The sequence below is a fragment of the Dickeya sp. MK7 genome, from assembly GCF_000406305.1.
Classification (GTDB): Bacteria; Pseudomonadota; Gammaproteobacteria; order Enterobacterales; family Enterobacteriaceae; genus Dickeya; species Dickeya fangzhongdai.
The window spans coordinates 3,759,946-3,782,213 of record NZ_CM001984.1 but is presented as its reverse complement, the minus strand read 5'-3'; the positions used below and the strand labels follow the sequence as shown (position 1 = coordinate 3,782,213).

Annotated in this window: 20 protein-coding genes, 1 tRNA gene and 1 pseudogene; 14 read left to right on the top strand and 8 right to left on the bottom strand. The window is 41.6% G+C overall.

What is annotated here, in order from left to right:
• The first annotated feature begins 2 nt into the window (after nt 1–2).
• The 7 genes from proA to DXXMK7_RS16345 all read left to right on the top strand — a co-directional run bounded on the left by proA (nt 3) and on the right by DXXMK7_RS16345 (nt 5,274).
• Complete coding sequence (gene proA, locus DXXMK7_RS16370; protein WP_038919996.1) at nt 3–1,256, top strand: glutamate-5-semialdehyde dehydrogenase; 1,254 nt, start codon at nt 3–5, stop codon at nt 1,254–1,256.
• 155 nt (nt 1,257–1,411) lie between these two features.
• Nucleotides 1,412–1,487: transfer RNA gene (locus DXXMK7_RS16365), tRNA-Thr, on the top strand.
• 194 nt (nt 1,488–1,681) lie between these two features.
• Complete coding sequence (locus tag DXXMK7_RS21435; protein ID WP_127353486.1) at nt 1,682–2,587, top strand: DUF6387 family protein; 906 nt, start codon at nt 1,682–1,684, stop codon at nt 2,585–2,587.
• 122 nt (nt 2,588–2,709) lie between these two features.
• A complete protein-coding gene (locus tag DXXMK7_RS22080) occupies nt 2,710–2,916 on the top strand; it encodes an AlpA family transcriptional regulator (protein WP_071605269.1) in 207 nt (68 codons plus the stop codon).
• 32 nt (nt 2,917–2,948) lie between these two features.
• The gene (locus DXXMK7_RS16355; RefSeq protein WP_127353487.1) at nt 2,949–3,179 is read left to right on the top strand and encodes a hypothetical protein; all 231 of its coding nucleotides are present in this window, start codon (nt 2,949–2,951) and stop codon (nt 3,177–3,179) included.
• Between the two features lie 83 nt (nt 3,180–3,262).
• Entirely contained in the window at nt 3,263–3,538 is a 276-nt protein-coding gene (locus DXXMK7_RS16350; protein ID WP_127353488.1) for a hypothetical protein, read from the top strand.
• A 377-nt stretch (nt 3,539–3,915) separates the two neighbouring features.
• Nucleotides 3,916–5,274 carry a hypothetical protein gene (locus DXXMK7_RS16345; RefSeq protein ID WP_038919993.1) on the top strand — a complete coding sequence of 453 codons (1,359 nt, stop codon included), beginning with the start codon at nt 3,916–3,918 and terminating at the stop codon, nt 5,272–5,274.
• 93 nt (nt 5,275–5,367) lie between these two features.
• On the opposite strand, the gene DXXMK7_RS16340 is transcribed toward DXXMK7_RS16345, so the two are convergent.
• Nucleotides 5,368–5,742 carry a hypothetical protein gene (locus DXXMK7_RS16340; RefSeq protein WP_038919991.1) on the bottom strand — a complete coding sequence of 125 codons (375 nt, stop codon included), beginning with the start codon at nt 5,740–5,742 and terminating at the stop codon, nt 5,368–5,370.
• Nucleotides 5,729–6,241: a replication/maintenance protein RepL gene (locus tag DXXMK7_RS16335; protein ID WP_049842439.1), complete on the bottom strand. Its 513-nt coding sequence runs from the start codon at nt 6,239–6,241 to the stop codon at nt 5,729–5,731. The genes DXXMK7_RS16340 and DXXMK7_RS16335 overlap by 14 nt, the downstream gene beginning before the upstream one ends.
• A 1,429-nt stretch (nt 6,242–7,670) precedes the next feature.
• Between DXXMK7_RS16335 and DXXMK7_RS16330 the strand changes: the two genes are divergently transcribed.
• Entirely contained in the window at nt 7,671–8,276 is a 606-nt protein-coding gene (locus DXXMK7_RS16330) for a replication/maintenance protein RepL (protein ID WP_049842440.1), read from the top strand.
• Nucleotides 8,277–8,416: 140 nt separating this feature from the next.
• Here DXXMK7_RS16330 and DXXMK7_RS16325 read toward each other — a convergent pair whose 3' ends face one another.
• Entirely contained in the window at nt 8,417–8,776 is a 360-nt protein-coding gene (locus tag DXXMK7_RS16325; RefSeq protein WP_038919990.1) for an ASCH domain-containing protein, read from the bottom strand.
• A 308-nt stretch (nt 8,777–9,084) separates the two neighbouring features.
• Between DXXMK7_RS16325 and DXXMK7_RS16320 the strand changes: the two genes are divergently transcribed.
• Nucleotides 9,085–9,369, top strand: coding sequence for a hypothetical protein (locus DXXMK7_RS16320; protein ID WP_038919989.1), 285 nt, complete (start codon nt 9,085–9,087; stop codon nt 9,367–9,369).
• A gap of 92 nt (nt 9,370–9,461) precedes the next feature.
• Complete coding sequence (locus tag DXXMK7_RS16315; RefSeq protein WP_038919988.1) at nt 9,462–10,037, top strand: hypothetical protein; 576 nt, start codon at nt 9,462–9,464, stop codon at nt 10,035–10,037.
• A 47-nt stretch (nt 10,038–10,084) separates the two neighbouring features.
• Here the strand turns inward: DXXMK7_RS16315 and DXXMK7_RS22075 are convergent.
• From DXXMK7_RS22075 to mobQ, 5 genes and pseudogenes are all read right to left on the bottom strand, one after another.
• A pseudogene (locus DXXMK7_RS22075) lies at nt 10,085–11,068 on the bottom strand (5'-nucleotidase).
• Nucleotides 11,069–11,146: 78 nt separating this feature from the next.
• A complete protein-coding gene (locus DXXMK7_RS16310) occupies nt 11,147–14,383 on the bottom strand; it encodes a type I restriction endonuclease subunit R (RefSeq protein WP_038919987.1) in 3,237 nt (1,078 codons plus the stop codon).
• A 55-nt stretch (nt 14,384–14,438) separates the two neighbouring features.
• Complete coding sequence (locus DXXMK7_RS22905) at nt 14,439–15,635, bottom strand: restriction endonuclease subunit S (RefSeq protein WP_071605229.1); 1,197 nt, start codon at nt 15,633–15,635, stop codon at nt 14,439–14,441.
• Nucleotides 15,632–17,179: a class I SAM-dependent DNA methyltransferase gene (locus tag DXXMK7_RS16300; RefSeq protein WP_038919986.1), complete on the bottom strand. Its 1,548-nt coding sequence runs from the start codon at nt 17,177–17,179 to the stop codon at nt 15,632–15,634. The genes DXXMK7_RS22905 and DXXMK7_RS16300 overlap by 4 nt, the downstream gene beginning before the upstream one ends.
• Before the next feature lie 82 nt (nt 17,180–17,261).
• Nucleotides 17,262–18,704: a MobQ family relaxase gene (gene mobQ, locus DXXMK7_RS21430; RefSeq protein ID WP_049842442.1), complete on the bottom strand. Its 1,443-nt coding sequence runs from the start codon at nt 18,702–18,704 to the stop codon at nt 17,262–17,264.
• A gap of 389 nt (nt 18,705–19,093) precedes the next feature.
• On the opposite strand from mobQ, the gene DXXMK7_RS16290 reads away from it, so the two are divergent.
• From DXXMK7_RS16290 to pilV, 4 genes are all read left to right on the top strand, one after another.
• Complete coding sequence (locus DXXMK7_RS16290; RefSeq protein ID WP_038919985.1) at nt 19,094–19,648, top strand: hypothetical protein; 555 nt, start codon at nt 19,094–19,096, stop codon at nt 19,646–19,648.
• Nucleotides 19,649–19,831: 183 nt separating this feature from the next.
• Nucleotides 19,832–20,296, top strand: a complete 465-nt coding sequence (gene traD, locus DXXMK7_RS21425) for a conjugal transfer protein TraD (RefSeq protein ID WP_049842443.1) — start codon at nt 19,832–19,834, stop codon at nt 20,294–20,296.
• Nucleotides 20,289–20,636 (top strand): hypothetical protein, encoded by a 348-nt coding sequence (locus DXXMK7_RS16280; RefSeq protein WP_038919984.1) that lies wholly within the window; start codon nt 20,289–20,291, stop codon nt 20,634–20,636. Before traD ends, DXXMK7_RS16280 begins: the two co-directional genes overlap by 8 nt.
• A gap of 249 nt (nt 20,637–20,885) precedes the next feature.
• Nucleotides 20,886–22,217, top strand: coding sequence for a shufflon system plasmid conjugative transfer pilus tip adhesin PilV (gene pilV, locus DXXMK7_RS22065; protein WP_071605228.1), 1,332 nt, complete (start codon nt 20,886–20,888; stop codon nt 22,215–22,217).
• Nucleotides 22,218–22,268: the final 51 nt, after the last annotated feature.

Below are 22,268 nucleotides of genomic sequence, written 5' to 3'. Positions count from 1 at the left end.
CGATGCTTGAGCAAATGGGTAAAGCGGCCAAAAAAGCCTCTTATCAGCTGGCGGCGCTCAGCACCAGCCAGAAAAATCGGGCGCTGATGACGATAGCGGATCTGCTGGAAGCGCAGCATGACGTCATTCTGGCCGCTAACGAGCAGGATCTGGCGCAAGCCAGAGCAAACGGCATGAGCGAAGCGTTGCTGGACCGTCTGCAACTGACCCCGGCGCGCCTGAAGGCGATTGCCGATGATGTGCGTCAGGTTTGCCGTCTGAACGACCCGGTAGGCGAAATCATCGACGGTCGCATTCTGGATAACGGTTTAAAACTGGAACGACGCCGCGTGCCGCTGGGCGTGGTCGGCGTAATCTATGAAGCCCGTCCGAATGTCACGGTGGATGTCGCCAGCCTGTGCCTGAAAACCGGCAACGCGGTGATTCTGCGCGGCGGCAAAGAGACCTATCGCACCAACGCCGCCACGGTAAAAGTGATTCAGCAGGCGCTCACCGAATGCGGCTTACCCGCCGCCGCGATTCAGGCGATTGAAAGCCCGGATCGTGAGCTGGTCAACCAACTGCTGAAACTTGATCGCTACGTCGACATGCTGATCCCTCGCGGCGGCGCCGGCTTGCATAAGCTGTGCCGCGAGCAGTCCACCATTCCGGTGATCACCGGCGGCATTGGCGTGTGCCATATCTATGTCGACGAGTCGATGGAGTTCGAACCGGCGCTGAAGGTGATTGTTAACGCGAAAACCCAGCGTCCCAGCACCTGCAACACGGTGGAAACGCTGCTGGTGCACCAGGGCATTGCCGACGCTTTCCTGCCGGCGTTGAGCGAGCGGATGAAACAGGTGGGCGTCAGTTTGCATGCCTGCCCCGCATCGTTGCCGTTGCTGACTAGCGGCCCGGCGGACGTCACTGCGGTAGCAGCCGCGAATTATGACGACGAGTGGCTGTCGCTGGATCTGAACGTGAAACTGGTCGCAGACATTGACGACGCCATCGATCACATCCGTGAGCACGGCACCCAACACTCCGACGCTATCCTGACCCGTTCTCTGAGCCGTGCCGAACAGTTCGTGCGCGAGGTCGATTCCTCGGCGGTGTACGTCAACGCCACCACCCGTTTTACCGATGGCGGTCAGTTCGGGCTGGGCGCGGAAGTGGCGGTCAGCACCCAGAAACTGCACGCGCGTGGCCCGATGGGGTTGGAAGCGCTGACCACGTACAAATGGATCGGTTACGGCGACGATTTGGTTCGCGCTTGATCCACATCAAGGCCCGGCGGCCGTGTTTTCACACCTGTCGGGCCAGTCGTTTAGAAAATCGTCAGACGGTACCTTGAAGTCTTGACTTGCCAGAACGATTTTACTAGTTTGTCACCCCGTAGTTCATCGTCATGCGTTCGCAGGATGATTCCCTCGCCGATATAGCTCAGTTGGTAGAGCAGCGCATTCGTAATGCGAAGGTCGTAGGTTCGACTCCTATTATCGGCACCATTAAATCAATGAGTTACGAAATCCTCTTTCATAAAATCCTCCCGTTTTTCCTCTCGCGTACTTACTGGCGTACTTATTTAGCACGGTATAGCTCCTAACCATCATCCCCCATATGAAAGCATTAGCCTTTGACCGTTGGCTGAAATCCGGTTGTTGCATATAGTGGTGTAACGACATAAAAACCGGGCAACATAATGACAAAAACAGAAAAAATGCTGGCGTTGCGAAAGTGGTTCAACCCAGATAACTATGACGCCTTGCTGGATCTTACCGTGGAAGAACTACGTCAGGAGTTCAGGTACAGGCAGAACATGTTTTACTCTCTGGAAACGGCTATCGAGAGGCAACGTGAGACGATCAACAAGGAAGAGGAAGAATTGATTTTCTCTGGTCGTCCTGTCCTTACCGCTTCGCTAGGTGAAAATAAACCCTCTGTTGGCGAACATAACCTTGAAAGCGATCAACATGTCAGACTTTTCCCTGTCGGGTGGCTTTACCAGCTCAGGGATGTGATACGCAGAAGCAAAATCGTTCCTTTGGATGAGTTCGGGCGTCCTGAATCTGATTCATCCTACAACCGCTATCCGGCCTCGTGGTTCTGGGGAAAACTGCACGAATCACAGAAAGGACGAATGATATTGCATATCAACCTGCGGGGTTCAACGGATGATGAAATCCTTGAATCCATGCGTTACCTGTTACCAAAGTGGCGTAAAGCAACCGGGGTGAAGCTAATCGACGGAAAGCTGGCGCTTAATTTTGGTGAGGTGATGATTAAGAAGCTGGTGGATTTTCGCATAATCCCCTTACTTGATTTGCTGTACTGGTCGAGGCGTAACGAGATAAAATTGAGTGATGCCGAGCTATCGGCGCTCATATACCGGGTAGGGATCGATGCGGTTCGTGGTGACTCCCAGATCAAGGAAACGGATAAACCGATGGCCTTTAAAGCCAAAACATACCATTTTGATAATCAGTTTATGGCTTTTTTGTATAAAAACAGATACATGATGGATATGAAAGTATCCGCTATCGTGGATAAGCTCAATCAGGAACAGGAAGAAAGAGAAGAAAAGAGAAAGTCAAGGGATAAGGGATAAAAAATATTTCCTGGTAAAACTTGAAGGAGAGCGTTTCAGACGCCCTCCTTTTTTTTGGTCCATTTTTTAGCATGGCTATTCGCAATATCATTCTTCACATCAAAACAACAAAGGAGAAAAATATGAACCAAAAATATGAAAGTTTTATTCGCTTGTCAGAAGTAATAAAAAGAACAGGTATAAGCCGATCAAGCATTTATCGTCTGGTAAATAAAAATAAGTTTCCTGCACCAGTAAAAATAAGTGAAAAGACCATTGCCTTCATCGAGAGAGAAGTAAATGACTGGATTGAAAACCTGATCAATTCTTCACGCAATAAAGCAGCATAATTTAAATTAACATAAGAATAAAAGAGGTATCTATGAGTACATTAATTAAAAAGGCAACAAGAGAAATGGACAAACTGGACTGGGGTTATTTGGATATATTGGCAGAGTATTTATACACACCGCACTGGATTGCCGATTTCGACGATAAAAAGAGCAAGTTTTACAATATAATTATAATCTATCGTGATCTTGATCGCTTTGGTCAGGAATCACTGAAAAGTTATCTGGCGTATAGAAAAAATAAAATCATTTCAGAACGTTAATAATATAACAGCATATTTTAAAAATGGTGAGTAAACGCCATATGGCTGGCGTTTGCCTGAAATAAACAATGGGAGAGATAAAGATGAAAACATTTTATATAAGAAGCTTGTATTTTAAAATTGAAGTAAATGTTTTAGATGAATTTTATGAAGAGGAACTAAGACGTGCAGTGAGACGGGGGTTGGATAAATGGATTACGGATACAGGGATCTGGAAACGGACAAACAAACAGAAAAAAGCGTCTGACAAGATAGCTTTACAGGATTATTTAAATAAATATGCTATCAAGGAATCGCATGTTAATGCAGTAGAGGTTAAAGTAAAGATCGTGTGGGATATGCCGTGGGCTAGGCAATAATGTGGAACGGCCAGAGATGGGCTTTCTCATCGTTTTTCATATCAAGAAGTGCTACTGGTAGTGGCTGTGGCTGAACGGCGTTCTGAGTTCTACGCGGAGAACGGGGAAGAAGCTGCACAATAGGTGAAAATCAAGAAAATGATTTTTCAGATGGAAAGGGAGCGGATTTGTTGCTTGATTACGGTGGCGCGGGGGCGTATCTGAGGAAGATTTGTTGTGTGCCAGAAGCCGACATGTTCTTAAATTTAACTGCGTGTGCGCCCTCCTGATAACCAAAGAGCATTTTTATCTGATGTTAAACAATAAAATTAATAATTTTTATGCTAAATTTACTAATAATTATAATTTGCTGATTTTTTGTATCTCCGAGGTTTTACATGGTGTCAATAGTTATCAATCCGATAAGATATTCAAGATTCAATGCACTAGCTACTTATGCTAGAAACCCACAAGTTAAATCTCATTCTAATGAGTTAGAATGGTTCGAAACCTTCGACGGAAAAATATTAGGTATGTTGTTGTTAGATACAATTGATGACGATTATGTTGGGATTATATTTGCTCGAGATTTAAATAAAAAATATCGTTTTATTGACATGACTGAATTTGACGACAACCGAGCTAAAACAAAGAGAAGTTTATTAAATAAAATGCGTGAACTACATCCATCGGCTGATGAACAAGGGGTACAAGGTGATGAAAGTGCTGAAACAATGGATTTTTTCATTGATATTGATAAAAAAAACATCAACCCCGACTTCATGTTAGTAAAGAACTCACCGGAATATTCAGCAGCCAAAAATATTATAGAACCACTGATGAGATGGTACACTGATATAGATGGTAATTTTGTAGAGCAATTTCAAACAAGCGGATTTAACCAAAGAATCTGGGAAATACTTCTTTACTGTATATTTACTGAAAATGACTGTGTGTTTGATACTTCATTCAATGCTCCAGATTTTAATTTGTCTTATGTTAATGGATTCAACAAAATACCATTCTCAATCGAGGCCACTACTGTTAATAAACCGGTGGATCGTACAGGTCAACCAATCCCAATGCCAGAAGTAAACAGAGAAAATATAGATGAATATAATAATCTTTTGGTCAATTATTTTCCAACTCGATATTCTGGACCTTTGCTTGCAAAACTAAAAAAGAAATATTGGGAGCAAGAACATGTTTCAGGAAAGCCATTTGTAATCGCTATAGCTGATTGTCAATTCAAAGGCGCTGGTAATGTTAGTCATGATGCTTTGCCTTTATACCTTTATGGATTTCAACAAAAAGTAACATCCAAAGGTGTAGAAGAGCGTGAAAATATTGGTTGCCATATCTGGGGTACAAAAGAAGTCCCATCAGGATTTTTTGAGTTTGAAGGTGCTGAAAATATTAGTGCAATATTTTTTTCTCCATCGAATGATATTGACAAGTTTAACCGGATGGGGCTGAAAGATGGATTTAATAGCAATAAATACAAAATCAAGCGCACGGTAAAGTCACCAAATATTCATACCTGGAAAATTGAAAGCATAACAAAAATAGTCCCTACCAGAAGATATACAGAAACTTGGGATGAAGGTTTAATCGTTTATCACAACCCTAATGCATTACATCCTTTCCCAATATATATATTGCCAAACGCAACCCATTATCATGTAATTAATGGCAAGCTGATTGCAGAGTTTAATAGGCTCCCTATAATTGAGGATATGTCAGAAATTATAATTTAAAAAAGCTGTTATTTAACTTGAACGTCCGCTTCTGAAAGCGGTCAGTCAACTTTAACAATAGTCAGGAGTGTAGTATAACCGCTTAGTAGTTTGTTAGTGGGTTACTATGTTTAGAATCCGCCTGTTATCAAAAAGTTCAATCAGAACCTTTTCCAACGTTTCTGGTTGCCACTGACTGGACTGAAAAAGCTCCTCTGACTGGACTTTCTCCATAAGATCGTCTCGCACAATTGGTAAGACAGCGCTAAGGATCTGATCTTTAAAAGATAGTATTTTTTCTTTATCCAAAAAATGGAACCGACGCCCGAAGAAAATCCTTTTCAGGTAGTTCAAATAATTATCCTGGAACTGGTTATGGCTGATGCCATTAACAGAGTAATAACGAATCAGTGATTCTGTTATGACGTTGGCTATACCGTATTCATCGTTATGAATATTTAGTATTTCGTTTATTTCATTTTTTAGCATTTTTATCTCCATTTTTTATTTTTATTTCTTCGATAAATATGGCTCTGTCGCCATTAAACACCACTGCGGGATTGATATAGTAAATGTACTTTGATTTACTTGGTGCTATGATCTGCTTGTCAATAAGCTCTTTTATTCCACGATAGAAAACAGGATTAGATAAGTTGAAATCACACTGACTTGCTATATCTTTTGCTGTTTCAAAATTCATATAAACTTGGTCTTTACCAATCGCGTCAGAAATGGAAAAGAGAAATATGTAAAATAGCTTATTACCTGTCAGAGACAGATCAAAGAGAACACGGATTTTGGAAATGAAAAGCTTAACGAACTTCTCTTTATCAACTTCCTGTACAGAGTGAATGACACTTTCGTATCGTTCTCCCTCTGGTGATTCAAATTTTTCTCCACGAGCCACTGTTCTTCTTCTATCTTTCGTCAGGATCTCAATGCCGTTTTGCAAAAAAAATGGATTCTTGTCATAAGTGTTATTATTCATTATGGTTCATTTTTTATTATTATAATAGACATATATAACTATGATTTTCACAATGTCAAATATATTTTGAAGTGTTTGCTTCATTTTTATTTTAAATATCGAAGTAAAATACAACAAACCCGAAGAGAAAAAGAACAAACCCGAAGAAAGATCTACAAACCCGAAGGAAAATCAACAAACATGAAGAAAGTGGCATTTTTAATGCATTGTTTTATATGGTTATTTTTCTATTAAGAAGTATAAGAAATATAAGATCTAAGAGGACAACAGGAACACTGTGCGATCTTAATATCGCCCCAATGGGTTTCGACTGGAAAATGTTTACTTAAACTGGACGTTCCTCCAGTTTTCATAACGATGGAAAACGTTGTTCTTAATTGTGTTATTAAACCCCTGCACAACATGAGGTTGTGCCTGTGGGGTTCATGGTGGTTGAAGATCTTCTTTTATACAGTAGCAGAAGACAATAACAGTGCATTTGCTTCTTTGCCTTTCGGGGCAACCAGCAATGCCTGTATGGACTAATAGTAAAGTAGTAACGTTTTTCATAGCTACATGCTCGCTTGCTCGCATTACGCAAAATTTAAAAACCTTGGATAAATAGCTTGTCTTGATTGAGCTAATGCGCTCAATCGCTAAAACCCTGGCTCTCGCCCTTTTGATTTAAGGTTTAAAACATTTTTTCATCACCTGATGAAGTGATTTACTTCATTTTTATATTCAGAAATGAAGAAAAGTCTTCACGCGATGAAGAAAATGGTTTCAACAGAAAATCTATGTTATTTAAGTCGTTAGTGCGCGTGAGCGCATAGCGGTTTTGCTGACAGCAGGAAGCAAAAACAAGACAGCTTCCTTTATCAAAGGGTTTTGATTTTAAAGCAGTATATGAGCAAGCGAATGTGCTGCATAGAAAAACTAATTAAATAACAAACCATCAGTCCCTGGCCTGCTGGTTGCCCCTCAAAGGCAAAGAAGCAGAGGCTAGGGATTTTGTTCTTATTATAAAAGAAAGAAGAAGCAAGAAATATGAACCCCAATGACACGGCACAACAGCCGTGTAGGGTTACTTAAAACAAAATAAAATCGTTAGATGTTTTTTATCTTGTAGAAACAATGCAGATCATCTCTTGCTTCACTCTATATGAATAATGAAGAAGAAAACTGCTCTCAGACCGCTTCAAATAAGGATCGTTACTGTCAGATCCTGCATATTGAACTGTCAGGATCGGTAATGTAAGCTGTCATTATTTTACTGTTTTCTGATAGTCAAAAAATAAACTGTCAAGAATACTATTCGCATTGGAACTTTAAGTATCGACAAATAAAACTGGAAATGGCAAAAATAAATTTGATTTTGACACTTGACATATTTTATTCTGATGTTAACACGTAACTTATCAATCAAATAAAAATAATAAAGGAGATAAATATGGAAGATTGTGATAACAATATTGTCAAAGGTAACGAGACATTGTGTTTAAGAAAATCAAGGCGAGGGTTACCACGATATAAAAAGAATCCTTTCTTGCAAACAACAAGTAATAATACAAAAAGTGGATCTCGCAGGATTACAACAGGAAGCGATCGTTTGTTGGTTATTAATGAAGATACAGGAGAACAGTTAGCAGGTGCTGGTTTTTTTCAGTGGCAGGAGGTTGATAAAACACAGTTTTTAAAACTCTATATAAATGGAGTAAAAGCGTTAACGGAACTCACTGGTGCGGGAACAAAGGTTTTTGAAATTCTATACAGAACAGTACAGGATTTTAAGGACACGGACAGAGTTTTTCTTGCGTATGAGCTTATAGATCAAGAAATAGTGAAGATCTCGGAGTCAACATACTATCGAGGAATGAAAGAACTGGCTAACAAAGGTTTTATTGCTGAAACGACAGTACAGAATTCATATTTTATTAATCCTGATTATATTTTTAATGGTGATCGTTTGTCTTTTGTTAAATCTTATATTTTGACAGAATCAAAATCTAATGTTAAAAAGACGAAAAAACACGCCATAGAAATAGAAAACTGCTAGCTTAATGTTATCCCTTCTGTGCAATAGAAAACAGAAGAGCATTTAACGGAAAAAGAAGTCAGTGATTTTCTTCGTAGTGGCAAACCGGGAAATCTCCCTGAATGCCATAAATGAAAATGGGGTGAAAGTCGGCAAGCCCCTCAATCCCATTCAACGGTATAGATTTTTCTGGCGGCTCTGGCGTTTATAGCTGGGCCTACTTGCCTGATGTTACTGATCTCCCATGCGAACCACCCTTCTTCGAAGCTTGATGCACAAGCCGCAGGAATGTCGTCAGGAGTGAATGGACGAACAGAAGAAATGTTAACAACAGCGACTGCTATGCCAGGCTCCTCATCACCGTCCTTCGTCAGATAATTGAGATTCTCAACAATGAGAAGGTCTTCTTCTGGTGAAAGGTCAGGTAGCCACCTGCGTACTTCAATCGTTTTCTTGCCGGTGGCAATAAGCAGACCAGCAGGTGCAACGACTGACAAGGCTTTTATGCTTGCTTTGCTCATATCCATCTCCTTATCAGCAGATTTCAAACAGAAAATCAGTTTACCTGAGTGACGTGCACAAAAAAATGTTATGAATCAGCTTGATGTTAAATTCATAAAATCGATCGATAACGTAATAATGATAGTTTTTGACTATCAAACACACTTCAATTGATCGGTATCTCAATTGATATAAACGATCAATATATAGTTTATGATAGCCTATGTCTATCGCAAGTCGATTTTTGATCGTTACAAACGATATGACACTCTTCCAGTTGTAGATCAATTATATCAATTGGTTACGTCATATCTTTAAGGTGAAAATCATGTCTGAATGCCCGTTTTGCAGAACAGAAGTCCAGCAGGGCGCTTCTGTTTGTCGTGGCTGTGGCGCGGAAGAAGTAAAAGGCTACGTCAGCCAGCAAACGATAAAGTTTTTAGCGATAACAGGGACGATACTGGGTATCCCCACAGCCTTCTTCGTTGCTTTTGTTACTCATTCGACACCACTCATGGTTATTGTCTTGTTGGCAATGATGCTCGGCCCCATTCTGTTTCTGAAATTAAAGAATAAAGACAAGATCTCCTGGATTAGACCCACAGCTCGTTAACTTTGCCAGTATCAGGGAAAACCAATGACTCACTATTCCGGAACGATAATATCGGGATGGTGAGTTTTTTATAACAAATAAGGCTTACTAAAATGAAAAAAACAATCGCAGCGTTTTTCATTCCCGCTCTTCTGGCATTAACTGGTTGTCAGCAGTTAAATGAAGCAACCGGGAAAGTAGGAGAGTCGATCAACTCTTCCTTATCTTCTTTGAACAGCGCTTTGAGCACCTCTGGTAATAAAAGCAGTACATCCTTGGCGGATAACCTTCCAGTGAACACCATCAGTGGTTTAGGCGTTATTTGTCGTGATTACGAAGCGAATGCGATGGCAGGGAAAAAGACCTGGGTTGGAAAGAAAGTTAGTATAAGCAATGCCACGGTTCTGGAAGCTCAGGAAGCCTACGACACAATGAAGTACTTGGGTGCGCAACGAGACCACAAAACCTACGCTATTATTTTCCAGACGTCTGATACGAAATATTGTGGTGGGGCTGTGCTGTTGTCTTACTATCCAGGTCAGGATGACGATATTCTGAAAATCAGGAAAGGGCAAAAAATCACGATTACAGGCGTTGTTTATGATATTGGCGACAGGACGTTTAACACGCATAACAATGGCAACATGGCATTGAAGGTGATTAAAATGAAAGATGGTATCGTAAGGTAGATAAATACTCAGGTTAACTTTTAATAACCTGAGTAAAATAATTTCCACTAAAAATTATTTGGTAATATTGATATTATTTCTTTATATAAAAGAGATTTTGAAGCATAAGGTACCCGTCCAGAAGGTACTATTATTGATGCGGGGTCTAAATGTATTTCTTGATCATCGAAAAATATCTGAGGATTGAACGATTTTAATATTTTTGTTTTTTCAACACCACCAAGAAAAAATGCTTCATCAATATTTACACCCCATGCTCTTAATGTTTTTATTACACGAAGATCCGCTGGGCTATCTCTGGCTGTAACGAGCGCTATACGGACTGGTGAATAGTCTACTTTTGCTGGCAAACGCGCCTGTAATTTTGCAATTTTCTTTAATAAGGTTGCATATGGTCCTTCTGCCAATGGTTCATTTTGTTTTTCATTTTCTTGTGCATGAAATTTTTTTAGCCCCATTGTTTTATAGACGATTTCACTTTCCTCATCGAATAATACAGCATCTCCATCAAATGCGATTCTGACTTGATTGTCTGGATATTTTGATGACTCTTTTGGTGGGTCTTTCAGTATCGCAACCGCACAAGTCTTGGAATCAATAACTCTTTGCGCATCATTAATATCGGTTGTAAGAAATAAATCCACATCAAATGCATCAAGATAATCTACAACACTTTCCCCTCCACAAAAGACTGAGCGAGTAATGTCAATCTCTTTTTTCCTTATGTTATTTAAAACCATTAATCCAGTATCGGGGCTATTTCTTGACATTATTACAACTTCAACCAATGCTGTTTTTTCATCAGATTTTTTATATTTATTCAAGCCCAGCAAGGATGTAACTAATGGATATCCGGTTCCAGGGTTTAATTCATCCTCTTCATGCAACTACATATAGTTTCTATATTGCTCAATCGCCTTCTCTGGGTTTTCAGCAGAAAACTTTTTAAAAAGATTATCAGATTCTGACATGTCAAACAGAGCGGTTGAGCTTATTCCTATTACAAGTGTATTGGTCAGGTCAAAAGCCATTTTATCCTCTCGGGTTCTTCATTTTTTATTTGAGGACATTGAATTCCTCATACTTTAATCATTGGTAGATAATACAGTTTAAGAAAGTTCTCCTGCCAACAACTCAGCCTGCTTCAAAACTGTTTCAGTAGCAAGCAAAGACATATCAGGCGGATAACCATATTTTTTGAGCAGACGTTTTACCACCACGCGAATTTTTGCCCTTGCCGCTTCTTTCACTGTCCAGTCCAGACTGACATTGTTGCGGATAGCTTCCGTCAGAACGACTGCCAGTTCTCGTAGTTTTTCCTTTTGCATCAGTTCACGAGCACTGTCGTTATCGGCAACAGCAGAATAGAAAGCGTATTCGTAGGTACTGAGATTTAACTGGCTGGCGAGGCTGTCAGATTCCTGGATAGTCTTGGCTAGTTTGATCAGTTCATCGATCACTTCCGCAGCGGTCAGTACCTTGTTCTGGTAGCCATTGATTGCTGAGGTCAGCATATCAATCAGTTTTTTCCCTTGTGTGATACTCTGGTTCGAGCGAACCTTGATCTCATCAGCAAGCAACTTTTTAAGCGTTTCCAGAGCAATATTTCTGTGCTGATAATCCTTCATTTCCTGGAGAAACTCATCAGATAGCACAGAGATATCCGGCTTCTGTATTCCCGCTGCGTCAAAGATATCCACGACTTTATCCGTGACCAGTGCCTGATCGATAGTCTGTTTTACCCGCACTTCAAGACTGTCATTGTGTTCTTCTTCTGAGCCGTCTGGGTTTTCAGTAAATTTATTCAGGCGAGCCTTCACTGCCTGGAAGAACGCGACTTCGGGTGCCGCTTCCATAGCTTTATCATGTGGTGTTGCCAGAGCAAATGCCTGGGACATAGCAGCAACGGCAGCAAGGAAACGCATTTTCCCTTTGCCTTTATCCAGCCCTAAAATATGGTTTTCTGATTCAAGGATAATCGTCAGGCGCTGTGAAGTGGTTGCAGTAAAGTAGACTTTGTAATCGTAGCCATGCATCATGCCTTCCAGGATTTCCAGCTTTTCCTGCATGAGCGTAACGGCTTCTTCCTGAACCTCAGCAGGATCACCGCGTCCACCTGCGTCAGAGTAGAACGAGAGGGCTTCTTTTAAATCAGAGGCAATGCCCAGATAGTCAACCACCAGACCGCCGATTTTATCCTTATACACACGGTTGACACGGGCAATGGCCTGCATCAGGTTGTGGCCTTTCATCGGTTTGTCAATATAGAGGGTATGCATGCTGGGAGCGTCAAAGCCGGTAAGCCACATATCACGGACTATCACGAGTTTCAGCTTGTCGTCATCGTCTTTCATTCGGTTAGCCAGAACCTGTCGTTCTTTTTTGGTGGTATGGTGTTTAGCGATTTCTGGCCCGTCAGCAGCAGAAGACGTCATGACGACTTTTATTACGCCGTCATTTAAATCATCGCTGTGCCACTCTGGTTTAAGCGTGACGATTTCTTTATACAATTCAGCGGCAATACGGCGGGACATGGTTACTATCATTCCCTTGCCATGATCGGCATTGGATTTTAAGCGCTGCTCAAAGTGCTGAACCATATCCGCTGCAATGGCTTTAATGCGTTTTGAACTGCCAATCAACCCTTCGATTCTGGCCCATTTAGAACGTTCTTTCTGGGTAAGCGTCAGTTCGTCCTCGTTAAACTCATCGTCAAACTCTTCGATAAGCTGTCGGCCTTCTTCACTGATGGCAATTTTCGCCAGACGGCTTTCATAGAAGATACGCACGGTGGCACCGTCTTCAACAGCCTGCGAGATATCGTAGATATCAACATAGTTACCGAAAACAGCAGGTGTGTTAACGTCCGTTTTTTCTATGGGCGTTCCGGTAAAGCCCAGATAGGTCGCGTTGGGTAAGGCATCACGCATATATTTGGCAAAGCCATAAACAGTACGTTTTCCTGTTACGTTGCCTTCACTGTCTTTCACGTCAACTTCTTTGGCGCTGAAACCGTACTGAGATCGGTGGGCTTCATCAGCGATAACGACAATATTGGTTCTGTCTGATAGCAACTCATAGATATTGCTACCATCATCAGGCTGGAATTTTTGAATGGTAGTAAACACCACACCACCAGAGGCTACGCGCAAATATTCTTTGAGTTCTTCCCGGTTGTCAGCCTGTTTCGGTGTCTGACGAAGTAACTGTGCTGCGGAAGAGAATGTACCGAATAGCTGATCATCCAGGTCGTTACGGTCAGTGATCACAACAACAGTCGGATTATCCAGCGCCAGTACAATCTTCCCGGTATAAAACACCATCGACAGCGATTTCCCTGAACCTTGGGTATGCCAGACTACGCCCGCTTTGCGATCTCCGGTTTTTTGCGCATTAACAAGGTCTTTACTGTTTCGTCCCTGTTGGCGCAGTGCCACTTCGGCAGAGGGGGAGTCAGCATTCACTGCCGAGGCGCGAATAGTGGAAAGTACTGCTGCATTTACCGCGTAGTACTGGTGATAAGCCGCCATTTTTTTAACAGTACGGATACTGATAATCCCTTTGCTGTCTTCATGTTTGCTGGCCTCAAACACGATAAAGTGGCGGATCATATCAAGCAACGTTACAGGATTAAGCAACCCCTGTAATAAAACTTCAAGCTGTGGCTGGGTACTGGTGGCTTGCGTTTTACCGTTAGCGGTTTTCCACGTCATATAACGGCTGAAATCAGCAGAAACTGTTCCCGCTTTGGCTTCCAGCCCGTCAGAAATCACATTAAAGGCATTGTAGGTAAACAGGCTGGCAATTTGGTTCTGATAGGTTTTAATCTGGTTATAAGCACCTGCAACCGTAGCATTTTCGTCAGCGGCATTTTTAAGTTCGATAACGACTAATGGCAGACCGTTGATGAACAAAATAAGATCCGGTCTACGGGTGTGGTTGTCTTCTTTGATGGTGAGCTGATTAATGACCAGAAATTCATTATTCGTGGGATCGTTAAAGTCGATAAGGCAGGCCAGTTCCCCCTGAGTATTCCCGTCTTTGCTGACTTCGATATTGATTCCTTCGGTCAACAGGCGATGAAAGGCCAGATTGTTTGCCATCAGGTCAGGTGTGCTGATCTGCATCACCTGTTTCAGGGCTTCCTCACACTTCTGTTCACTAAGATGAGGATTCAGGCGTTGCAGGGCAGTACGCACTTTATCTTCAATGATAACCTGCTGATAGCTACGTAATGGATTGATTCCACTGGGTTCAATGTCCGGGCCGTAAACATACTCATAGCCCAGGCCTTGCAGGTGCTCAATCGCCATTACTTCAATATCGGATTCGGTCATCTTTGCCATGCGTATTGTCCTTATTGCTTACCCAGAGAACGGGCTGTGTATCCGCTTAATTATTTTATGCTACTGACGCGATTGCTTGTTCTGCATACTGAACCCGTACTTCACCGCTCATCAGCTTCGGTAAGAGAGTATCTCGGAGGGTTTCCAGGGTCTGTATTTTTTTGTAGTTGTTATGAATCTTGTTCCAGTAGGAGCCAACAAGTTTATGAAAGTTTTTTAATTTTTCCTCACCTGGATAGAGGAATAAAACATTGCCAATGTCTTCTGGTTTTAAAGAAGGATAGGTTGACGTAGAACCTTCTGCTATTGAGTGCAGATATTCGGTCATATCCTCAGAAGTTAAAAGATAGTAAATAAAAAATGGGCTAATTGATTTGCCAGAAATGACGCAAAAACCTGTTGAAACAACGAGATTTGACGGTGGATCAATGCAAATACCATAATGACACTGATCTGGGCGTACTGTTGATATTATTATGTCAAACTCATTGACTAATCTTTTAGCTCGACTTGGTGCCTCTGATAACAGCATGGTTTGAAGTTCAGATATTTTCCCTTTGGTTAGAGAACCTGTATCCAAGTATTGAATCTCTTTGAAATCATACTTTTTACTTATTGATGATTTATTTAGCTCAACATATTGATTGAGGCTTTTTTCAGGCCATTCATCTTGTGCTTCTTCAATAAACCACTGCCTGAACAGGGTTTCAGCCATAGATTCCAGAGTTTTATTCTGGCGATGAAGCAGATCTATTTTGTCATCAAGAGAGGACAGCACAGAGGCGATGGCTTTTTGTTCAGAGAGCGGAGGGAATGGAAATTCAATATTTTCAAATGTTCCAAGGTTTATATTATCTTGTACAGAACCTTCACCAATATGTTTTAATCTTCGTTGATAATGGCTTAGGGTATAGAAGACATAATCAATAGTTGTTTTAGTTGTGTCTGGTAAAAATCCTAAGACGCTATCTGGAAAGCATGCATCAAAATCTAAAATTGCCAGCTCTGCTATATTCGCCGCAATAGTAATACATAATGTGCCTTTGGGCCATAATTTACTTTGTTTTAATCCATCTTCACTATATGTATTTTCATAACTACTTATATACTTCGACGCAGCCCGAACTTCACCTGTTTGGATGAATGGATAAGGGCCATTATATAAATGGAATGCGTATCTAGGTCTATGTCTGGAACGACCTCTTTCAAGAGTTCCTACTTCACGTAATTTTCTATTAACCCACTGATTCATAATACCACCTTCGCCAGATTTTCAGCGATAGCTTTATTCAAGACAGCTTCTTCTTCGAGTTGTGCTTCAAACTCAGTTTTAAGAGCTGTAAAGCGTTCTTTAAAGTCGAAGTCGTCTTCTTCGTCAGCAAGACCAACGTAACGGCCCGGTGTCAGCACATAATCAAGTTTAGCGACTTCATTGATATCTACGGACGCGCAGAAACCAGCCACATCTTCGTAGTCGCCACCTTTGTTGCGCCAGTTATGGTAGGTATCGGAAATAGTCTTGATATCATCGTCTGAAAGCACTTTGCTACGACGATTAATTAAATGGCCTAAGTTACGGGCATCAATAAACAGAATTTCTTTACTGCGATCACGATACTGGCTGCTGTTTTCACGATCACGGCGCATAAACCATAACGCCGCCGGGATCTGAGTATTCAGGAACAGTTTTGCAGGTAAGTTAACGATACAGTCAATCACATTTGCATCTTTAACAAGTGCTGCACGAATATCACCTTCACCAGAACTTTTCGAAGTCAAAGCCCCTTTTGCCAGCACAACGCCAGCCTGACCTTTTGGCGACAGGTGATAAAGGAAGTGTTGCATCCAGGCAAAGTTAGCGTTACCAGCAGGCGGAATACCATGTTGCCAACGAGCATCACCACGAAGTTGTTCGCCTGACCAGTCGGAAACGTTAAACGGGGGGTTCGCAATGATAAAATCAGATTTTAAATCTTTATGGGCATCGTTCAGGAATGAGCCTTCGGTGTTCCACCTGACGTGTTCTGAGTTGATACCACGGATCGCAAGGTTCATTTTTGCCAGACGCCATGTAGTCTGGTTGGATTCCTGACCGTAAATCGAAATATCGTCAATATTACCCTGATGGGCTTCAACGAATTTCTCTGACTGAACGAACATACCTCCGGAACCACAGCAGGGATCAAAGACACGACCTTTATAGGGTTCCAGCATATTAACCAGCAGACTTACAATGGATTTAGGCGTATAGAACTGACCGCCTTGTTTGCCTTCTGCCAGTGCGAACTCACCAAGGAAGTATTCGAATACGTGGCCTAAAACGTCAGCAGAACGCGCTTTGGCATCTCCCAAAGCAATGTTGCCAATCAGATCTATCAGTTCACCAAGAACAGTGGCATCAAGATTTTGACGGGCATAGACTTTCGGCAACACGCCTTTTAGCTGTGGGTTACCCGCTTCGATAAGTTCCATCGCATCGTCTACCAACTTACCGATTTCGGGTAGCTTGGCCTTAGATATCAGGTAACTCCATCGTGCCAGTTCAGGAACAAAGAACACGTTATAGGCGGTGTATTCGTCTTTGTCTTCCGGGTCCGCTCCTGCGTATTCACCTTTCCCTTCTTTTAGCAATTCGTAATGAGACTCAAAAGAATCTGAAATGTATTTGAGAAAAATCAGGCCCAGTACGACATGCTTGTACTCGGCAGCATCAATGTTTTTACGTAGCTTGTCAGCCGCTTTCCACAGGATGACCTCTAACGGGTCTGCTTTGATTTCTTTGGGTTTTCTAGCCATTACGGTCATTTTCCAGATACGGACGATTGACCTATTTTGCCTTAAAGTTCCTGTTGTTACGAGCTTATCAACTGATTATTAATCAATCATCTTTGCGCTTGCCAGAACCAAAGCGAAGTTTAGGCAGCGTGAAACCTTTTGATTTGGAGGAAACTTTACTTTCCTTTGGTAGGGGAGGAAAGGCAACTGGTCGGCTGGTTTTGCTTGGCTCTTGTGTTTTCGCTGGCTCGTGGTTGTAGTTAGCGTCCGGAGGTACGGAAACGTCTGCTGATTTACTGGTAGTCCCCATCGCCTCCCACTGCCTGCGGGTGATCTTCAATTTAGTAACTGGGTCAATCATGATCTCATCCAGCGAAATATCCGTTAGGATTTCTGCGTCTTGTAGAGGATTGATAACAGGTGGTGTGGCTACGGTAGCAGTAGCTAGTTCTGGTTCGGCTTTCTGAACAGGGCGTTTAACCAACACACTCATAAAACTTTTAATAAAATCATATATCTTGTGTAGATTGATCTTACGCTTACGCCTTAATAGCGTTGGTTTTTCTATTCTTGCCGCAACACCATAGTAAAGGGACATATCCTTTTGCTTCACTTCAACAGGTTTAAAGCGGCGCTTTCTTTCCGGAATAACCAGTGCAGGCTGTTGTGGCGCTGGTTTTGCTTTCAGACGTTCAATACGGAAAGTGTTGAGGTTGACGGTAATGAGATGGCTCACATCACTGTTAAACAACTGCATGAAATCGTTAGCAGCTTGTTTCGTCTGCGCTGCTTGCGCCTGCTCTACGGCACGTAGAGCTTTTGCTCTTTTGGTATGCCATGATTTACGGTCTATCCTGGTAAGCGCAGGGCGATCAAGTTCAATGGCCTTAGCCAGGTGTTCGTTTGCGATATCCTCTCTTCCCGCTTCCTGTGCTTCCTTCGCCAGAGTAATCGCCTCTTCACGTTGTGCAGTAAGGGAACGGTGATCCATGCGATTTGCAGAACCAGTGCGTTCCAATGCACGGTTGGACATTCTGGACCATGACGCACGCCACTCATCCATTAAATCATGCTCGTTCCAGCTTCTGTTCTTGTTGCCGAAACCCTGTGGGGTTATCTCGCGTAGCGTCAGCATAACGTGAGCGTGGGGATTATGGCCGTCAAGGTCATGGAAAGAGATATCGGCAATCATGCCTTTGCTGACGAAGTTACGTTTGCAGTAGTTTTTAACCAACGCAATTTTGGCATCGTTATCCAGTTCAACAGGAATAGCGATATCAAAATAACGTGAGAGCTGGGCGTCTTTACGCTTTTCTATTTTTTCAATTTCGTTCCACAACACAGCAGAGTTTTCCACAATATTAAAAGGTGTGTGTTCTGGCGCAAGAATGCAGTGGTGGAACAGGTCGGAACGATATGAATAATCGTACACGTCTCCTGTTCTCACGTCTTCTATTCTTTCTCTTGCGTTATATGCGGCGAGATAGCAGGACGATTTCCCTGCGGATCTTTTTAGCATACTAAACGATAAATGAAATATTGCCATACTGTAATAAATACTCCTGTCGGTTTTAATTTGTTTTAAAGGTGTTGACCTTTGCTGCTTTTAGTTTTTCGCAAGAAAAACTTATGTTTTGACTTTAAGGCCCCCGCCAGGCCCACACGTTGCGAAGCAATGTATAAGTGGGCATTGTATTTATTTTTTATTCAGCTTGCGCCGAATCAAAATAAAACAATGGTCAAGTTTTTCTCTGGATCTAAGCGCCGAAAGAAGAGGCGCGTAAGCTTGGGGTAAAGGGATATAAATCGAAGAAGGGATGTTTCCGTATTGCTTATATTAATAATATAACTCGGTATTTAATATTTGTAAAATTTGCTAAATAAAAAAGATGTGATAATTGTTTTATTCAGATTAAAACAACAATAGAGGTAAAAATGAATAAAATAATAAATGTCATTAATAATGAGAATGGAGATGGCGATCTGGAAACAAAATGGTTTCTGATTGATTACAGCGAAAACAACAAAAGTATGCGCATCAGATTAAAAGAAGACACCGTTAAAGAAGCGTTTACTGCTATCCGAAGCGAGTACGAACCTCAACTACTGGAAGCCAGCGAGCAAACCCGTTTCAGAACCCTGTCTGGGCGGTATGGTAATGCTGTTTCTTCCCTCAAAAGAAGCATCATGCAGGAGCTGATTATCATCGTAACGGGGCTTTTCCTGAATTATTTCAGCATCGACAGTACATATGCTACCGCCAGAGAAGTCATCAGGCAGTTATTTGGTCTTTCGGTTAAACGAGAGGTTATTTTATCTTCCTTTGCATCAGATAGTAGGCGAGCAGACAGGAAAGGCGGGTGGTTCAGTATACAGCAGTATGAAAAATCAATGCTGTTCGACTGTTTTAATGGCGTGATTAATGCCGGGCAACAATATGAAGCGATAAAAAGCCGTCTCGACGTTCTGGTTGCCGCCACTAAACGATAATAAAAAACAAAAAGATATATCTCTTTGTTTACTGAAAAATGGATTGCTGAATAAGGAGAACTATATGAAGATCAAACCCTTCATGGTTTTTGGTACGTTGAATGAAAGTACAATGATATTGCTGGGTCTCAATACAGTTTTGTGGTGCCTGGTGATCGGGTTTAATATTACAGGAGAAATTTAATGGAAAGAAAAAGTTTACAGCAGCTACTTGCATCAGCACAGCAGGAACTGAACAGACTCACGACAAAAGAAAAAGCATTAACACGAAAAGAAAAAACGCACCAGAAAATTGTATTAGGTGGAGAGGTCGCAAAGTATCTGGGACTGGATATTAATCATGATGTGTTAGTTGGTTTTCTTCTGACTTTCGCCAGTTCGACAGATGTACAACGAAAAACCTGGTTAAGTAACGGGGCCAGAGCCAGAGAGAATGAGAATCTGAGAAAAGAGCAAAAAAATAAAAATTCAATCAAAAAAACAGATCGTGAAAAAAATGATACTAAGGTACATCATGAATCGGAAAGTGTTTCTCACCCTGATACAATAATAAAAAATACCGAAAAGGATAAAACAATGCATCTTAATAACACTTTTTCCGCAATGCTTGAAAAGAAACTGGCAAAGAAGAAAAATAAAAATGAATGAACTCACACTGGAAGGTATAGAAAGTAACGATGAAGTTATCGCTGCTGCAACAGATCACATGGCTTTTTTTCTGTTCTCAATTCTCTCTGATTGTTATCCGGAAATCGCCACAACTGAATTTGAAAATATCTTCAATGATGAGTTTAAAGTTGATATTGAAAATTTCATTAAAAGTTACAGAAAAAACATTGGAAACAGAATGGCGATGTCTGGTAAAGATCTCGCTCAGATATATTCAAATCAGCGGTTTTACGAAAAGTTGTCCAGAGCGCTCGAACAATGTAAAAAAGAGAAGGCTGGTTTCACTACTATGAATCAGGTAAAGGCTGTTCGCTTTTAGTTTTGATATAACGCTGAGCAGACTAAAACTTGTTTTTGGCTGTGAAGGGTTGGGCAAACCCACCGGGTGCGGCAGTAATTTATTTTACATTCTTCATTGACATGAAACATATAAGTGCTATTACAGGATTGTTGTGATCATTATTTTTAACTTTACTGTTCAGCCCCTTTATTTAAAGGGGCTTCTTTATTGACATTTTTTAGCAATCGGTTATTTACAGAAGTGAACAGTAAATAAAAGGAGATAATAATGATTAGAAGTAAAAAAGGATTCTCATTGCTTGAATTAATTCTGGTGTTAGGTGTGGCATCAGCTATTTCATTTATGAAGTTTCAGGATTTGAAACACCAACAGGAAGACATTCAGGCGAATGCAGTCGGGGAGCAAATTAAACAAGTTGGTAATGCTGTAAATGGTTATATCAATATCCGCTACGACAAACTTTCCACGCTGACGTCAGTTTCCACTTCAACAGGAACTGATCCAGGGCCAAGAACCTGCTCCACGGCAGACAGTACCTGTACTATCACTTATCAGACGCTGATAAATGAAGGTTTACTGCCTTCAACTTTTAGCGGAATGAATGCCAGACGCTCTGGTTATAACATCCTTCTCAGGCGTTCAGGCAGTTCTCCCAACTATGTTATCGATGGGCTTATCACCACAACCACACAGTGGAAAGAAGGCGATAAAATCCGTTATGACCTTCTGGGTCAAGCCATGCAGTCTGCGGGTGTCGATAGTGGTGTCAGTAAAACGGCGTCATCCGTTTCAGGATATAGTGGTCAGTGGACGGAACAGGCTGCGAGTTATAAAAACATCACTAATGAAGGCTTACTGGCTTATCGTGTTGGTTATAACAGTGCCATGTATTCGGTTTATCTTCGTCGTGATGGAACGCTTCCAATGACGGGAGATTTGAATATGGGAGGTCAGGACATTAATAATACTGTTAATATCACTGCATCGGGAACCACGACTTCTGGAATATTACATTCAACGGGTGATACTAATGTTGGTGCAAATCTGAATGTTTCAGGAAATACCCAAGTAAATGGCACATTAAACTCAAACAATACGGTATCAGGTGCAACAGTTACTTCGCGTGGGGAGACCTACACTCAGAACTGGTTTAGAACATTAGGTGATACAGGTTGGTACAGCCAAAAATGGGGTGGTGGCTGGTATATGAGTGACAGCACGTGGATCAGAGCATACAGTAACAAGAATGTGTATACAGGTGGACAAATCAGAGGAGGTTCTGTGCAAGCAGATGGCAGACTCACCGTGGGCGAATTTGCCCAACTAAATGGAGTCGCGAATGCTGGGGCTGGTTGTTCCCCTAATGGTTTGGTCGGTAGAGATGGTTCAGGCAAGATTTTATCTTGTGTTAATGGTGTCTGGACAATGCCGGGTGGGACTTCAAGGAATATTGGTTTATATCAGTGCCCATACAATATTTGTGATAATAACTCTGCTTCAACGTGCTCAGGTCAAATCAGTACAATGAATTACTGTCAATGCCGTCAAAGCGGGGGGCCAATATCTTGTTCATATGTGGGTATTTTAGTTACTAATTAGAAAAGAGTTTTATGATCAAAGACCTGCTTCAACAGGTCTTATTTAATTAAG

Excerpts from the sequence above, each read along its gene's own strand:
- DXXMK7_RS16330 (WP_049842440.1), top strand. The coding sequence starts at position 7,671 with ATGGAAGATTGTGATAACAATATTGTCAAAGGTAACGAGACATTGTGT.
- pilV (WP_071605228.1), top strand. The coding sequence starts at position 20,886 with ATGATTAGAAGTAAAAAAGGATTCTCATTGCTTGAATTAATTCTGGTG.
- DXXMK7_RS16320 (WP_038919989.1), top strand. The coding sequence starts at position 9,085 with ATGTCTGAATGCCCGTTTTGCAGAACAGAAGTCCAGCAGGGCGCTTCT.
- DXXMK7_RS16335 (WP_049842439.1), bottom strand. The coding sequence starts at position 6,241 with ATGAATAATAACACTTATGACAAGAATCCATTTTTTTTGCAAAACGGC.
- DXXMK7_RS16345 (WP_038919993.1), top strand. The coding sequence starts at position 3,916 with ATGGTGTCAATAGTTATCAATCCGATAAGATATTCAAGATTCAATGCA.
- DXXMK7_RS16290 (WP_038919985.1), top strand. The coding sequence starts at position 19,094 with ATGAATAAAATAATAAATGTCATTAATAATGAGAATGGAGATGGCGAT.
- traD (WP_049842443.1), top strand. The coding sequence starts at position 19,832 with ATGGAAAGAAAAAGTTTACAGCAGCTACTTGCATCAGCACAGCAGGAA.
- DXXMK7_RS16325 (WP_038919990.1), bottom strand. The coding sequence starts at position 8,776 with ATGAGCAAAGCAAGCATAAAAGCCTTGTCAGTCGTTGCACCTGCTGGT.
- DXXMK7_RS16280 (WP_038919984.1), top strand. The coding sequence starts at position 20,289 with ATGAATGAACTCACACTGGAAGGTATAGAAAGTAACGATGAAGTTATC.
- DXXMK7_RS16315 (WP_038919988.1), top strand. The coding sequence starts at position 9,462 with ATGAAAAAAACAATCGCAGCGTTTTTCATTCCCGCTCTTCTGGCATTA.
- DXXMK7_RS16340 (WP_038919991.1), bottom strand. The coding sequence starts at position 5,742 with ATGCTAAAAAATGAAATAAACGAAATACTAAATATTCATAACGATGAA.
- DXXMK7_RS16350 (WP_127353488.1), top strand. The coding sequence starts at position 3,263 with ATGAAAACATTTTATATAAGAAGCTTGTATTTTAAAATTGAAGTAAAT.
- DXXMK7_RS22905 (WP_071605229.1), bottom strand. The coding sequence starts at position 15,635 with ATGAATCAGTGGGTTAATAGAAAATTACGTGAAGTAGGAACTCTTGAA.
- DXXMK7_RS16300 (WP_038919986.1), bottom strand. The coding sequence starts at position 17,179 with ATGGCTAGAAAACCCAAAGAAATCAAAGCAGACCCGTTAGAGGTCATC.
- DXXMK7_RS22080 (WP_071605269.1), top strand. The coding sequence starts at position 2,710 with ATGAACCAAAAATATGAAAGTTTTATTCGCTTGTCAGAAGTAATAAAA.
- DXXMK7_RS21435 (WP_127353486.1), top strand. The coding sequence starts at position 1,682 with ATGACAAAAACAGAAAAAATGCTGGCGTTGCGAAAGTGGTTCAACCCA.
- DXXMK7_RS16310 (WP_038919987.1), bottom strand. The coding sequence starts at position 14,383 with ATGGCAAAGATGACCGAATCCGATATTGAAGTAATGGCGATTGAGCAC.
- proA (WP_038919996.1), top strand. The coding sequence starts at position 3 with ATGCTTGAGCAAATGGGTAAAGCGGCCAAAAAAGCCTCTTATCAGCTG.
- mobQ (WP_049842442.1), bottom strand. The coding sequence starts at position 18,704 with ATGGCAATATTTCATTTATCGTTTAGTATGCTAAAAAGATCCGCAGGG.
- DXXMK7_RS16355 (WP_127353487.1), top strand. The coding sequence starts at position 2,949 with ATGAGTACATTAATTAAAAAGGCAACAAGAGAAATGGACAAACTGGAC.